This is a genomic window from Vibrio sp. L3-7 (assembly GCF_963898195.1).
GTDB classification, from domain to species: Bacteria; Pseudomonadota; Gammaproteobacteria; order Enterobacterales; family Vibrionaceae; genus Vibrio; species Vibrio echinoideorum.
The window spans coordinates 287406-300718 of record NZ_CAWQUW010000001.1 but is presented as its reverse complement, the minus strand read 5'-3'; the positions used below and the strand labels follow the sequence as shown (position 1 = coordinate 300718).

Below are 13313 nucleotides of genomic sequence, written 5' to 3'. Positions count from 1 at the left end.
TCTTTCAAACACTGTGTTTTTGATTTGGGTGTCTCGATAAGTTGGATTCAGTTTAGTCTTGGAAATTAATTTTAAAAACAGGGATAATAGAAAATACTGTATGTAAAAAGAGAACAATAGAATGAGCAAGCTAAAGCAGATGTCGATTTTCGCTCACATCGTAGAGCAGGGTTCAGTATCAGCTGCGGCTGAAAAGCTTGAGTTGTCTAAATCTGTCATCAGTCAGCACCTCAAAATTCTAGAACAAGAGTTAGGCGCTTCTCTTCTTAAGCGCACAACACGCAGGCAATCTCTTACCAGTATGGGGGAGCGTTTTTATTTGAGTTGCAAAGACATTAACGTGATTGCCGAATCGGCTTGGGATATGGCCAAAGCTGAGCTAGAAGAGCCACAAGGTCGGATTCGTATCACGGCTCCGAACGCGTTGATGGATTTATTGGTCGCGCCCGTTGTTGCGGAACTGATGAAGCAATACCCCAAGCTAAAGCCAGAACTGATCAGCGATGATCAGCACTTAGATTTCATGGAACACGATATTGATCTCGCGGTGCGTGTGGGAAGCTCGCGTGATAGTAATCTTAAGCAGAAACGCTTAGGTGAGTTTAAAGACGTGTTGTGTGGTGTTGAAAGCATGCGAGATAGAGAGCTTGAATCTATTCCTTATATTGCAAACTCTTGGCAGGGAAAACAGGTGACTCATCATTTTAGTTCTCAAAATGAGCAAGACTTTGTTTATCAACAACAAGCAAGCTGCACCACGAACTCTTTTCACAGTTGTCTTGCTTTGATCAAATCTGGCGTTGGTATCGGTGTGATTCCAGATTTTTGTCTTCCTCAGTTATCCAATGAAATTGTCGACGTGATGCCAACTTACCAATTACCGACCAATACGGTTTATGCGTTGAACCCATTCGCTTCAAATACACCCATCGCCATCAAACTTTGTGTTCAAGCGTTGGAAGATAAGCTGAAACAGAGCTTCATTTAGTTGATGTGAGGCTTTTAACAAAAGAACCCGTCAACTAAGGCAATTAAGGCAACTAAGGTGAGATGGTCAATCGGCAATTACATCTTCTATCTCCCCACCTCTCATTTCTACCTTGTTGTGTTCGTTTAATTGTGTGGATATTGGCGAAAAATCAAACCCTTACTTATAGTTAGTCTTAGTGTCTAGTTGCTTATCAAACGCTAAGAGGTTTAGTTATTGTCTGATCTTTGTACCAAATCATGCATCGAGTGTGGGTTAGTCAGCCAGTTCCGTGAATTAGCTCCGGGAAGTGAGGCATCGTGCCCTCGCTGTAAACATACTTTATGCAGTATTGGAGCGAGCAAAGGGCAGGGTGTGATGGCTTACGCATCGGCCAGTTTGATAACGCTGGTGATGAGCTTGATCTTCCCCTATATGTCTTTTAGCGTGCAAGGTATCAGTCAACAAATAACCCTGTATCAAGCTGTCGAAATGATGAATCGACTCGATAACACTTCGATTGCCGCGCTATTGTTTCTCGCTGTTATTTTCCTACCTGCTTATTTTCTTATAAGTGTGTTCTGGTTTTATGCATTAACAGAAAGGAAATCAAAGCACTCAAACGCGCCAAGCCGTTTAGCTATCTTTGTATTAAAAACATTGAGCTGGGTTAAACCATGGTTGATGGTCGATGTATTTTTGATTGGTGTACTTGTTAGTTTGATTAAAATTTCTGCTCTTGCCGATGTCTCGATGGGCATCTCTTTTTGGGCATTTGGCATCTACGCCATGTTAGTGGTTAAGACGATGTCATTAGTCGATTTTGATTGGATTTGGGATCAGTTAATACCACTAAAACCGTTTAATGGAACCGTCACTGGTAGCCTTTTTCAAAAACATGATCATTTGGTCTGCCATGTCTGTGGGCAAGTCCATCTCTATGATGACAATCTGACTCAATGTTCTCGTTGTCATGTTCATCTGCATCGATTTAATCCAACCAAAAACCTTCAGATAGTGTGGGCTCTATTATTCACATCCATCATTTTCTATATCCCGGCAAACCTATACCCAATGATGTATACGTCTGCGTTCGGGACGAGTGAAGGCTCAACCATCATAGAGGGGGTGATCATATTGTGGGATATGGGCTCATACCCTGTAGCTATGGTTATTCTTCTTGCAAGTGTGTGTATCCCAATGGCCAAAATGGTCGCCCTGGCTTATTTGTATTGGAACGCTAAAAGGGTTGAAGGGCTTCCACCGCATGAGGCAAATCGTTTCCTCAAAATATATCGTATCACTGAGTTCATTGGCCGTTGGTCGATGATAGATATTTTCGTTGTCGCTATTTTGGTTGCGTTGGTTCAACTCGACGGGATCATGGCCATTTACCCTGGCCCAGCTGCGTTGTCTTTCGCGTCGGTCGTCATCTTCACTATGTTGTCAGCGATGATTTTCGATTCTCGAATTATATGGAAGTAATCTCCCCTAAGAGGTGTGGGACATATGGATAAACAAAACGTTTCAGATGCGGAAGTATCGATAAAGAGTGAGATTTCACCTGTTTGGATAGTGCCGATTATCGCAGTATTGGTTGGGTGTTGGATGTTGTTTCAGTACTTCAATAATCGTGGCCCGGAGATAACCTTGATCTTACCTGATGCCTCGGGCATTGAAGCGGGAAAAACAGCGATTAAGTCTAAAAATGTCCATGTCGGAACCATCACCGATGTGGCGCTAAGTGAAAACTATCAATACATCATAGCGAAAGCTCAGATAGATAAAAAAGCCTCTCGCATGATCAATACGGAAACTCAATTCTGGGTGGTTGAGCCCCATATTGGTACCGATGGTATTAGCGGGTTAGAAACCATTTTGTCGGGTTCGTATATCGAATTAAAGCCGGGTAAATCGAGTGAGTCTAAATTGAAGTTCGATGTGCTAGAAACGCCTCCGGTTGCAGGGCCAGACACCAAAGGAATACGGGTGGTTGTTTCACACAACAAGGCGAATCAACTCAATGTTGGCGAGCCTGTGTTGCACCATGGTTTTGTTGTAGGTCGTGTTGAAAAAACGAGTTTCGATTATCAAAAGAAAGAGGGCAAATACCAACTGTTTATATTTGCGCCTTACGATGGGCTGATTTTCGAAAAGACTCAGTTCTGGTTATCTTCTGGAATTGATGTGAGGTTTGGTGCGAATGGCTTAGACGTTAACTTCGCATCGATAGAGAGCATATTGACTGGCGGTGTGAGTTTTGATGTCGCGGAGAGCATTAAACCGGGGCTACAGATCAAAGAAAACTTGCACGAGTACACGCTTTACGACAACTACGATGCGGTAGTACAAGGCAAATACACCACTTCAATTGACTACGTGTTGCTGTTCGAAGAATCGGTTCGAGGTTTAAAGAAAGGTGCACCTGTCGAATATCGTGGTGTCCGGATAGGTACGGTGGATACGGTGCCGCTTAAGATTCGTATGGATAAAGATGGCAAAGTATCGAATCGTATTCCAATCCTAATTAAACTAGAAATAGAGCGTGTTTCCGAAGTGTTTAAAGGATTGAACGAGGATAGCTTTGCCAAACGAGTCGATCTTCAAATGGGAGAGGGGCTCAGAGCGACTTTGAAGACGGGTAACTTGCTCACGGGCGCATTGTTTGTCGATATTAACTTCTATGAAGACGAAGACCCTTACGAGCCGAGAGAGTTTGATGGTTATCCTGTATTCCCCGTCGTGCCAGGTGGCTTCACCGAGACTCAGAAGCAGATCACTGATTTCCTAACCAAGATTAATGAGCTTCCGTTGGATGCGACTGTTACTAACTTAAATGGCTCACTTGCCTCTTTAGACACTACCTTAAAGAGTATGGATGAATTACTGGACAGCGAAGGCGCAAAAGCGTTGCCTCAAGATCTGAGCGAAACCATGAAGCAACTTGAAGCGACCTTAGAAAGCTACGACGATGATTCCGACGCCTACAAGCAATTGATCAGTGCATCTGAAGAGTTAGAACATGTGCTTAAAGAGCTTCGCCCGTTGATCAAAGTATTGAATGACAAACCGAATGCGTTGGTGTTTGGCAGCGATGTGGAAGAAGATCCGATTCCAGTTAAGGGAGTGGAATAATGAGAAAGCTATTGATATCACTGGTTATGTCGGTCGGGCTTTTAGGGTGCGCAACTCCCACTGATGGTACTAATGCGTATCTCTTGCCTGAAAGCACACTGGATAAGCCCGTCTTTAAGGTAAAAACGAGGGTAGAACTGCCTGATTACCTCGACACGATAGGCATCGCGTATCGAAAGTCTGAAAATGAATTGGTGTCTGCACGTAAACACGTCTGGGCCGAGAATCTTGAGGGATTACTTGAAGAGCGGGTCAATACTTCTGATACATTAGGAGAGCCCGAAAGAGAGTTGACGATCATCTTTGAGCAGTTCAATGGCTCTTATACCGGAAACGCAGAAGTGAAAGGAACTTGGATATTGAGCGATCAAGGCTCAGAGCTAGCGCGTGCCGAATTCGAATCAAAGATACCTTTGAAACAAGCAGGTTATGAAGCGCTTGTTGAGGCCTTAGGCGAGGGGCTTGATGAGGTTTTGTCTGATATTCAGTCACAGCTGCCTTAATGAACCATGCTTGCTTAAGGTGCGTAGGAAAAACATGAACCTTACTGATTCCCTCGCATTGATTTATAGCGGGACCCGTAAAATATGGGCTTGATTATCAATAAGCCCATATTAAGTGGGATTACGCAGAAGGCAGATTCTGTTTCAGTTCTAACAACATTTGATACGCACTTTCCCCAGACATTTCATATGGATTAAATTGATCAGAGGTTGAAAACTGTAAATTCAATAATGCGGTCAAACTAGATTGTGGAATGTCACCCATTGACCAATCACCAAACTGTCGGCTATCAATTTCTTTGTAATAAAGAATCGTCACGTTGCTGTGGCGTGGGTCATTGAGAATGTGATTATAGGTATTATTGACCGCATCTCTTGAACCTTCAATACACTGAAGAAAGTGCTTTTGATTATGGCTCAGGAGCCCCGTTAGATGGCTTTGCTTATTGTGGTCACGGGAAATATCCAAAATATCGTCCAAAGCTTTAGAATCGCAACTTTCACAAAGTGTGCTGACATAAATCAACCGAGTTAGGAACATAAACACCACTTCACTTTTTGTTTAAAGGTTACTTACAAATATAAGCCAAGTTGATGGAATTGCTAATCTAGCCCAAAACATTGAGCGTTCTGATGATCGATTAGTCAGACGATATTCGAATTTGTTTGATACGTTATTGCGGTATTTAGTGAACAAGATGCCTCTTAGCAATGCTACTTGTTCACTTATAATGACGTTTACTCTGCTTTTATTGCAATAGGAATACGTACATTAATATTGGTCAGGAAATGTTGGGCTAAATACAGGATAGAGTGCTCGTAACTCATCTTGGCTAAGGTAGCCTCGTTGAGTATTGATAACTTCTCCATTTTTTCGGTATACAGCCATGGCATTAGAGTAGGTGCCTGTTTCTAACCAAGATGTCTTGAGTTGGGCACAGTATGCGTCTACACAATCTCGTGGATTTTGAGTAGCCCAGCTACCGAACCCAGTTTTCCAACCTAGTAATGTAGAGCCTTCACTTACTATTTTATCGTCGCTTACATAACTAAAAGTTGATGAGGTGTGCTCAACTTCGATATCGGTACTTCCAATTAAATCACTGTAAAATACGTAAGTAGGCCACAAATCAGCGTTGTTATGAGAAAGTGTGAAGGTTACTTTAGCTGAGCCTTCTAATAATTGCGTTTCACGCTCTATAGTAAATGTGATTCTTTCCTGTATTTCTGCAAGGTTGCAGGTCCAAAGTTGACATGCATTATACATTTCGTCATAAGTTGTGCCCCAACGTTGGGCTGCTTCAATGATTAAAGGATCTTTTGAAGGATTGAAGTCAGTATCCTCATCAGGGTCTGTTTGATCACCTGTTGAACCATCACCATCCCCAGGTGGCAATATTGGGGTGCCCGGATTATGAGGCGCTGTCCCACCGGTCGAATCTGAACTATCTGAACTGTTGCATCCGGTAAGCAATACTGCGATTAAGGCGACAAATAAGGCTGATTTTTTCATTCTGAATTTACTCTCTACTTTAGAAAAAAGTATCCTAACTATGTGACAAGCTTTATTTTTCAATGATGGCTTATCGATAACTTTCCGTTGATAGAGGCATAGTATTTGTGATGTGGGTAACTGACTAACTAGTGGTTCGAATATCAATAATAAGTATTGCTTATCATTAGAGGAGGAGGTCAATCGCGGAGTATTTACTGCTCGATTTAATAAGTAAACGGTGAGTCATATTGTTATAGCTCACCATTTAAGTAACTGAATCTAATATCTAGTTTTTTACTACCGAGATTGACTCAACATTTGAAGATAAGTCGAAGTGAACATTAACGAGTACATCTTCACGTTTAAAAGTCACATCATCAAAATCAGTTGTCGCTATTTTGAATCCGTTTCTTGCGAATAAACTCGTCACAATTGTGCGTTGTTTTTGTTCCATTGCGTTTGTTAGTAGCTTGTCCATTGTTATTTCCCATAAGTGACCGTGTGCATACCTTAAAGATACAGACTCCAGTTTATGAGATCAATTGCTTAATCGATAGTCATGGCTAATGTGTTCCTCGGTCATTATTTATGGATACATAATGGTGATAGAAAGGCATGTTGCTCTCGAGTTTGTTTATCAAACCTCAAACATTTTGTGATGTGGCTTCAAGGGGATTTGTGAACTTGAATAATCAATGCACTTCTTCGCGAAACACATACTTACAAAGTCGCAGGTTTTGTAGGCTAACTTTGGTTGTTTATTGGACTGGTTGCTATCGGAGACTCGGGTAAGTATTGAAGTGAGAGGCATTAATACTGGAGGCTCTCCCTAATAATGATAAATGTTATTAACCCTAGAAACTTGATTTTAACATAGGCTTGATTTATAAGTTCACCATTCATTAATAACTTCATGATTATATTAGTTTTTACTAACCTTGAAATAATATGGAGAAAAGGCGATGAATAAGAACCAAACACGCAACAGGTTAGCGAATTTAATGCGATTTCGTAAACCATATAAGGCAACGGACTTCCTTGTCAGTTCTAATGAACTACGAGTTAAGAAAGATGTTTATAGCTTGCGTAAAATTAAACAGTTAGAAATTCGTCAATTGGGCTTCAAAGAAAACGCTATCAATATCGTTTCATTGGCTTTGGTACTCTCCGCTGCGACTTGGGCGTTTGTTCCTCAGTTTGGCCTGCCTATGCTTGCGCTGACTTTCATTTTGGCTTTTGTATCATGGCGAAAATACGAGTTGCGTGCAGAATTTAAAGGGGTAGACGAAACGGGTGATCATTGGGTGTCTGTAGCTCGTGGCTGTACTTTAGATGAGTTCAAAACCATGAAAAACGTCGAATTGACGTTACGAGACCAAGTTTCTTAGTAAGCGGGGTGTCGTAATAAGTTAGGTTCAATAATAAACAAGGCTCGTCACTCGTTGGCGAGCTTTTTATTTTCTGAATAGCATGAATAAAGCATTCCATTATGTAACAACGATTGTTAATCACATGATTCTTGAGTTGTGGCATTTATGATGTGGTTTTTGTTCTTAGATGTAGTAATTATTAAAACGTCAAAGGAATTATATTCAATTTCTAGGCTGGGATTTGAACTGCACGGTTTACATTGGCTCCTAATGATAGTTATCGTTGAGATTGATAACCCTTTTAATCAGGTTTGGAGAGTATATGAAAGTCACGATTAGGCCTGCCATGCCAAACGAATTGGCAATTATTTATGCTTTGGTTGTCTCAAACGATGAGTGGACGAAGTTTAACGGCCCTTATTTTCCATACTCACCTCCATCACTAGAAGAGTTTGGAAGTTGTTCGTTTCAACGGTTACTCAATGGATCCGACTTACAGTTAGTGGTTGTAGACGGTGTGCCTGTTGGAAGTGTGAGTAGTTACTGGGAATGTGAGGAAACTCGTTGGCTAGAAGCCGGTGTTGTTATTTATGATTCTAAATATTGGGGTAAAGGTATTGCTGCGCTGGCTCTTCCGCTTTGGGTTTCTCACCTATTCGAAAACAAGCAAATAGAGCGTGTAGGATTGACCACTTGGTCGGGTAATCCGCGGATGATGTCACTGGCGTTGAAGTTGGGTTTTCAACAAGAAGCGAGACTGAGAAAAGTACGATTTTACCAAGACGAGTATTATGATTCCGTTAAGTATGGCCTGTTGCGTTGTGAGTGGTTGGAAAGCAATTCACTTATTATTTGAGATAACCGATAACTCTTTGATCTAAAAATTGAGAACGCGCGTATTTCTATCCAGTTTATCTAGGATGAGTGTGCAATGAAGTTATCGAAAGAGAGTGAATCAAGAATTATTGAAATGGCGTGGGAAGACAGAACGCCATTTGAAGCCATAGAACTGCAATTTGGTTTGAATGAATCTGAGGTGATTCGCTTTATGCGTGGCAGATTAAAGCTGGGAAGTTTCAAGTTATGGCGTTCACGTGTTTCTGGGCGATCAACAAAGCATTTAAAGCTTCGTAGCTCGGATGTTTCGAGAGGCTATTGCCCGACTCAGTATAAGCAGCGTTAATTGCGTGGGCAGATCTTGGGATTGCTTTCACTGTGTCCTGATCCACTTAATAGGTGATGATATCACCACCCATTAAGTGACCGAACTTTGGTATAGGTCCGGCTTGCTGTGCACGTCACCATCTTTGTTTAAGATTTTTCAAAGAAAATTGAACAAGTCACTTCTCTCGAGTTGTATTTCCTTAGCACTAACTAAGATAAATCACGAACAGCACGAACGTAGTTTTCAATACGAATGACATCACCTTGGGGCCCGTGCCCATTCGGATAATCTTTCGCATTGCCTGTTTTAGGCTCGGCTCGTTGAGCGCCTGCGCCATGTACATCAAGTAGGGTGCGAGCCTTTGAGTTTGGTCTCTTCATATATCCTAAGCATTCGCCGAAACAGAAGTAGGCCGCTTGTGATTGAGACTTCGGTCCAACACGGAGATGAGTGGTGTTACTCCAAAATGCAGGATAGTTCAGGTCTCCCTGCTCATCTTTGATTGAGGATACAGAAAATACAGGGCTAATTGCGGCAGAATCTGTTGCTTGAGGCGAGCGGGTATAATCGACAATCGTTTGAAGTTCCTTAATATTAGGTAAACGCCAATCGCTATGACCCAAGTATTCCTCAGTGTTGAGTTGGCCTATCCACTCTTTAGCCTCTGACCAATCCATAGCTTTTTTGCTGTCTTGCTTTGCCCACATGAGTTGTGTTGCAAAATCAGTGACTGTTTGGTCGTTGTTCTCTTGAAAGTTGTTTTTGCCGTAATCGGTATTTCCACGAACTAAACGCACCGTAAACTTGTTATCTTGCTTGGTGCGCGGGTGAACAAGTGGATACCCTTTGATTCGTCCATCTGCAAAGTTAACGCCAAAGACCGCTTTGTCTTTGCCCATAACTTTACCGGTATAAACAGATGTGGTTAGGTACTGTGAATCAATTACTCGCTTTCCATTCGTACCGTAAGCAAAATCAAAGGAATCGATATCAATGAAAGGCTTTGCGCCATCAGGAACCTTATACATATCTCGATTACTTGCATCGATGCCTGTAAACAATATTAGTGAATACAATTCCTTAATATTGGGGACTCGCCAATCGTTATAACCACCAACATTCGCCGATTCTGCATATTCAATGGCTTCTTTAAAGCTCAACACTTTATAGTCTTTCTGCCACATTAAGCCTGTAATCTTATCGGTGACAGTGTTGTCGTTGTTATTCTTATATTGAGCGCTGTCTATCGAAACGACAGGGTAACTTACTCGATCATTTGACGTTGTTGTTGTTGGCGTTGTTTGGGCAAAAGGAGCAGTCACTGTACAGCAAGCTGCCGTGATAAGAAATTTTCGGATTAAAGTAAACATAAATATCCTTATAAGTGGGGAATTGTGATGGCGTTTATTGTTTAGCCTTTGTGTTTCCGCAATCTAACGACATAAGGTCAGATCCGAAGATCACTTCGCCCTTATATTGCTTCTCGATAATTCCCATGCTCGCAGGTTTATCAATTTCACCACGTACAAAATGGGTATAAACAAGTTTGTTAATATGGGCATCTGCTGCTATTTGACTGGATTCTTTTATATTTAAATGAGCATGTTTTTTCTTGCCTGTTTTATCACGTTGTTTTTTTCCACTGTTATTCATGACCATGCCACCTGAATCGATGATCAAACAGTTGGCTCCTTTGGCAAAATCTGCCACGCCAGGACCAGAACTCAAGTCTCCCGTTACGACAACCGATTGATCGCGATAATCAAATCGATATGCGATTGATTCGATGGTATGTGGCACGGAAAGGGTCGATACTTTTATCTCATCAATATTAAAACTGTCACCGCTTTTTAGCTCACGGACAGTGAGGTGATTCATCCTTTCGTCTAGGGAACGTTGAGTCTTACCAAGGCGGTAATCTAAATCTTGATCATATAAGCTAATGTTATTGCTAACAAATTCTTTTGTTTGTTTAGGGCCGGCAACAAGAAAGTCACCACGACCAAGTAATGCAGTCGTGAATACAGAAGAAAAGTCGGCGTTGTGATCCAAATGATGGTGAGTGAAAAGAATAGCGTCCATCTTACGTCCGTCGGTACCCTGTTTTTCTAAATTACGTTTAACGCCGTCCCCCATATCAATCAAGATTTGAGTATCCCCTTGAGTGATCAACACACCAGCACTAACTCGTTTCGGATTATAATCCGGAGAGCCTGAACCTATAATTGTGGTATTCATTTGGGGAGATTGCGCATACGCTATATTGGCTAAGCCACATGCGGCAACGAGAATTATATTTCGCTTCAGTTCATCCATGAGAGCCTCTAATTTTGGGTTAGTAAACTCATTACACTTTAGGGTTTGCTATAAGGAAATAACACACTCTTTACTGAACATTACGTATCACTTACTCGCCTTTACAGAAGCCATTATTTTTTAATAAACAATGATGAGTATATTTGTTCGGCTTTAATTTAAATGATGGACGAATCTTGGGAAAGGGAAGAGCGTTTAAAGTGACATTAATAGGTTGGTTACCCCAATACATTGAACTTATGTTGAACGGTCGTTAGTAACCCAATGAAGCAATATTCATACCTTTGAAATATTAGACTATTGTTAAATTAAAGCGATATTCAGTCGAGGGTTAGGAAATGACAAGGTTTGTATTGGTAATATTGTTTGTGCTTATTTCTACTGGTTGCGGAACCAGTGACAGTGCTTTGATGAAGAGTGGCCATAACGAATCTTACATACAAGGTTTCCATGAGGGTAGACACAGCGGAATGCAAGAAACCGGTAATGACTTCGAAGACTATATAAAAGATGAAAAGCGTTTCAATTCAGATACCGACTACAAACAAGGTTGGCTTGCGGGTGAGTCTGAGGGGAAAAAACTGCAAGATGAAGCAACTTCGATTGGGACAGGTTTAGCAGGTAGTTATCCACAAAAGACTAAATCGACAAGCTCTGATGATGCAGCAAAAGAAGCATTGAAAGGTATCGATACATCAGGGTTGGAGAGCTTGGAATAGGGGGCATAACAAAACACGTAAGTCTTCAATCCTTCTTACTATAAATATCTCGTTAGAAAGGTAGGTACAAATAGGCAGTGATTGTTTCAGTGTATTGCGCGAGATTTACGACGTTTTTGAGGGCTCAAAAACGGTGAAACCCCGATGTTGGTAGCATCGGGGTTTCGAATTTCTAGATTTTTCGACTGGTAAGATCGATTATCTTTTCTATGCAGAAGGCTTGGAATTATCCAATCTTATTCCTTGGTAGGGAATTAGATACGGATGAAGTCCATGTGCTCAACTTTAGGCTTGAACGCGTGACGTTGAACGTCTTGCGGCTTAACCTTAACTTCTGCGCCGTCAATCAGTAGAGTGATTGCTTCGTAGAATTCAGGCTTATCCATTTGGTTGATCACTTCAGTGTGAACAAGTTCGATAGCTACAGCTGCTGCTTCGCCACCGTAGATTACTGCTGGGAATTTACCAGTGTGACGTAGGCGGCGGCTCGCACCTTTACCTAGTTCAGTACGTACGACTGCTTCAAATTTCATAGTTTTACTCTCAAATTAGTAAAAATTAACTTCACACCTCAATGCGACCTTGAGTATGTGGTAAAGCTTATGCATAAACGAGTTCATGCTTAAGCGAGCGCGGATACTAACATCACATTCAAATCTGAGCAAGTCAGAAGCCTACCACAAAGGGAATTTACTTAGATAATGGGTTCGTTTGTAGATAAAACACTCACTGACCTTTATTTGTCCCTTTCTATACCCTTTGCATCGTTGCTCTCGTCTATTTATACCACCAAGAAATCATCAAGTTAATGAACGGAAAATGAATGTTCAACTAAGGCTTGGTTAAGACTCAGTTAGTTAATCTTAGTGTTAATTAAACAGCAGAATAAATAGGTGAACATATGGAACCGGTTAGCATTATCGTTATTACTTTAAACGAAGAGAAACGCATTGGACGCTTGATGGAAGAGTTGAGCGTGCAAACCCATCAGGAATTTGAAGTTATCGTTGTCGATTCAAACAGTGAAGATAACACAAGAGAAGTGGCGCAAGCCTATGAAAGCGCACTGCCAAACTTAACCGTTCACCACATGGAAACGCGTGGTGTGAGCTTGGGCAGAAATACAGGTGCTTCTTTGGCTCAGTACAACAGAATCCTTTTCTTGGATGCTGATGTGAGCTTACCTCGAAACTTCCTTGCGAAAGCACTTTATGAGTTGGACGAGAAGAAACTTGAAGTTGCAGGCGTATACATGAGCTCGAAAGGTTTGCCACTCGTGCACAAGTTTGGCTACGGGTTGTTTAACGCAGGGCTATTTGCTACTCAGTTCTTTTTCCCGACCGCGATTGGCGCGTGTATTTTTTCGACCAAGCGTGCACATGATGAAATCGGCGGCTTTGATGAAGAGATCGTACTGTGTGAAGACTGTGACTACGTAAAACGTGCGAGTAAAACATGGCGATTCAGATTCCTAAATATGACCTTCGGTTTTGACCCACGCCGCTTAGACCAAGATGGCGTTGTGAAGACAGGCTCAACTTACCTTAAAGCTAATGTAAGACGTTTCTTTAAGGGCGAAATGCGCAACAACGAGATGAACTACAAGTTTGGTCACTACAAAGAACAGTAAGTATTGAGGTTGT

The 13313-nt window shown here is 41.6% G+C and carries 15 protein-coding genes; 9 read left to right on the top strand and 6 right to left on the bottom strand.

What is annotated here, in order from left to right; genetic code table 11:
* Positions 1 to 121: 121 nt before the first annotated feature.
* The 4 genes from AACW75_RS01400 to AACW75_RS01385 all read left to right on the top strand — a co-directional run bounded on the left by AACW75_RS01400 (position 122) and on the right by AACW75_RS01385 (position 4605).
* Positions 122 to 988: a LysR family transcriptional regulator gene (locus tag AACW75_RS01400; RefSeq protein WP_145568187.1), complete on the top strand. Its 867-nt coding sequence runs from the start codon at positions 122 to 124 to the stop codon at positions 986 to 988.
* A gap of 216 nt (positions 989 to 1204) precedes the next feature.
* Positions 1205 to 2452 carry a paraquat-inducible protein A gene (locus AACW75_RS01395; protein WP_145568188.1) on the top strand — a complete coding sequence of 416 codons (1248 nt, stop codon included), beginning with the start codon at positions 1205 to 1207 and terminating at the stop codon, positions 2450 to 2452.
* A 24-nt stretch (positions 2453 to 2476) separates the two neighbouring features.
* On the top strand, positions 2477 to 4102 hold the full coding sequence (gene pqiB, locus AACW75_RS01390; RefSeq protein ID WP_145568189.1) for an intermembrane transport protein PqiB: 1626 nt from the start codon (positions 2477 to 2479) through the stop codon (positions 4100 to 4102).
* A complete protein-coding gene (locus AACW75_RS01385; RefSeq protein ID WP_017073400.1) occupies positions 4102 to 4605 on the top strand; it encodes a PqiC family protein in 504 nt (167 codons plus the stop codon). Before pqiB ends, AACW75_RS01385 begins: the two co-directional genes overlap by 1 nt.
* A 121-nt stretch (positions 4606 to 4726) precedes the next feature.
* Here the strand turns inward: AACW75_RS01385 and AACW75_RS01380 are convergent, their stop codons facing one another.
* The 3 genes from AACW75_RS01380 to AACW75_RS01370 form a co-directional block, all read right to left on the bottom strand.
* Entirely contained in the window at positions 4727 to 5146 is a 420-nt protein-coding gene (locus tag AACW75_RS01380; protein WP_145568190.1) for a BLUF domain-containing protein, read from the bottom strand.
* 231 nt (positions 5147 to 5377) lie between these two features.
* On the bottom strand, positions 5378 to 6118 hold the full coding sequence (locus AACW75_RS01375) for a lipoprotein (RefSeq protein ID WP_017073406.1): 741 nt from the start codon (positions 6116 to 6118) through the stop codon (positions 5378 to 5380).
* Positions 6119 to 6386: 268 nt separating this feature from the next.
* Positions 6387 to 6578: a hypothetical protein gene (locus tag AACW75_RS01370; RefSeq protein ID WP_017073407.1), complete on the bottom strand. Its 192-nt coding sequence runs from the start codon at positions 6576 to 6578 to the stop codon at positions 6387 to 6389.
* Positions 6579 to 7062: 484 nt separating this feature from the next.
* Here AACW75_RS01370 and AACW75_RS01365 point away from each other — a divergent pair, with 484 nt between their 5' ends.
* The 3 genes from AACW75_RS01365 to AACW75_RS01355 all read left to right on the top strand — a co-directional run bounded on the left by AACW75_RS01365 (position 7063) and on the right by AACW75_RS01355 (position 8653).
* A complete protein-coding gene (locus tag AACW75_RS01365; protein ID WP_145568191.1) occupies positions 7063 to 7488 on the top strand; it encodes a hypothetical protein in 426 nt (141 codons plus the stop codon).
* 304 nt (positions 7489 to 7792) lie between these two features.
* The gene (locus AACW75_RS01360) at positions 7793 to 8326 is read left to right on the top strand and encodes a GNAT family N-acetyltransferase (RefSeq protein ID WP_145568192.1); all 534 of its coding nucleotides are present in this window, start codon (positions 7793 to 7795) and stop codon (positions 8324 to 8326) included.
* 75 nt (positions 8327 to 8401) lie between these two features.
* Positions 8402 to 8653, top strand: coding sequence for a TIGR03643 family protein (locus AACW75_RS01355; protein WP_017073411.1), 252 nt, complete (start codon positions 8402 to 8404; stop codon positions 8651 to 8653).
* Positions 8654 to 8844: 191 nt separating this feature from the next.
* Here the strand turns inward: AACW75_RS01355 and AACW75_RS01350 are convergent, their stop codons facing one another.
* On the bottom strand, positions 8845 to 10005 hold the full coding sequence (locus tag AACW75_RS01350) for an Lcl C-terminal domain-containing protein (protein ID WP_145568193.1): 1161 nt from the start codon (positions 10003 to 10005) through the stop codon (positions 8845 to 8847).
* Positions 10006 to 10039: 34 nt separating this feature from the next.
* Entirely contained in the window at positions 10040 to 10951 is a 912-nt protein-coding gene (locus AACW75_RS01345; RefSeq protein ID WP_145568194.1) for an MBL fold metallo-hydrolase, read from the bottom strand.
* Positions 10952 to 11319: 368 nt separating this feature from the next.
* On the opposite strand from AACW75_RS01345, the gene AACW75_RS01340 reads away from it, so the two are divergent.
* Complete coding sequence (locus AACW75_RS01340) at positions 11320 to 11670, top strand: hypothetical protein (RefSeq protein ID WP_318276420.1); 351 nt, start codon at positions 11320 to 11322, stop codon at positions 11668 to 11670.
* A 254-nt stretch (positions 11671 to 11924) separates the two neighbouring features.
* On the opposite strand, the gene rplY is transcribed toward AACW75_RS01340, so the two are convergent.
* Positions 11925 to 12203 carry a 50S ribosomal protein L25 gene (gene rplY, locus AACW75_RS01335; protein WP_145568195.1) on the bottom strand — a complete coding sequence of 93 codons (279 nt, stop codon included), beginning with the start codon at positions 12201 to 12203 and terminating at the stop codon, positions 11925 to 11927.
* Positions 12204 to 12571: 368 nt separating this feature from the next.
* On the opposite strand from rplY, the gene AACW75_RS01330 reads away from it, so the two are divergent.
* Positions 12572 to 13300 carry a glycosyltransferase family 2 protein gene (locus tag AACW75_RS01330; protein ID WP_135455076.1) on the top strand — a complete coding sequence of 243 codons (729 nt, stop codon included), beginning with the start codon at positions 12572 to 12574 and terminating at the stop codon, positions 13298 to 13300.
* Positions 13301 to 13313 lie beyond the last annotated feature (13 nt).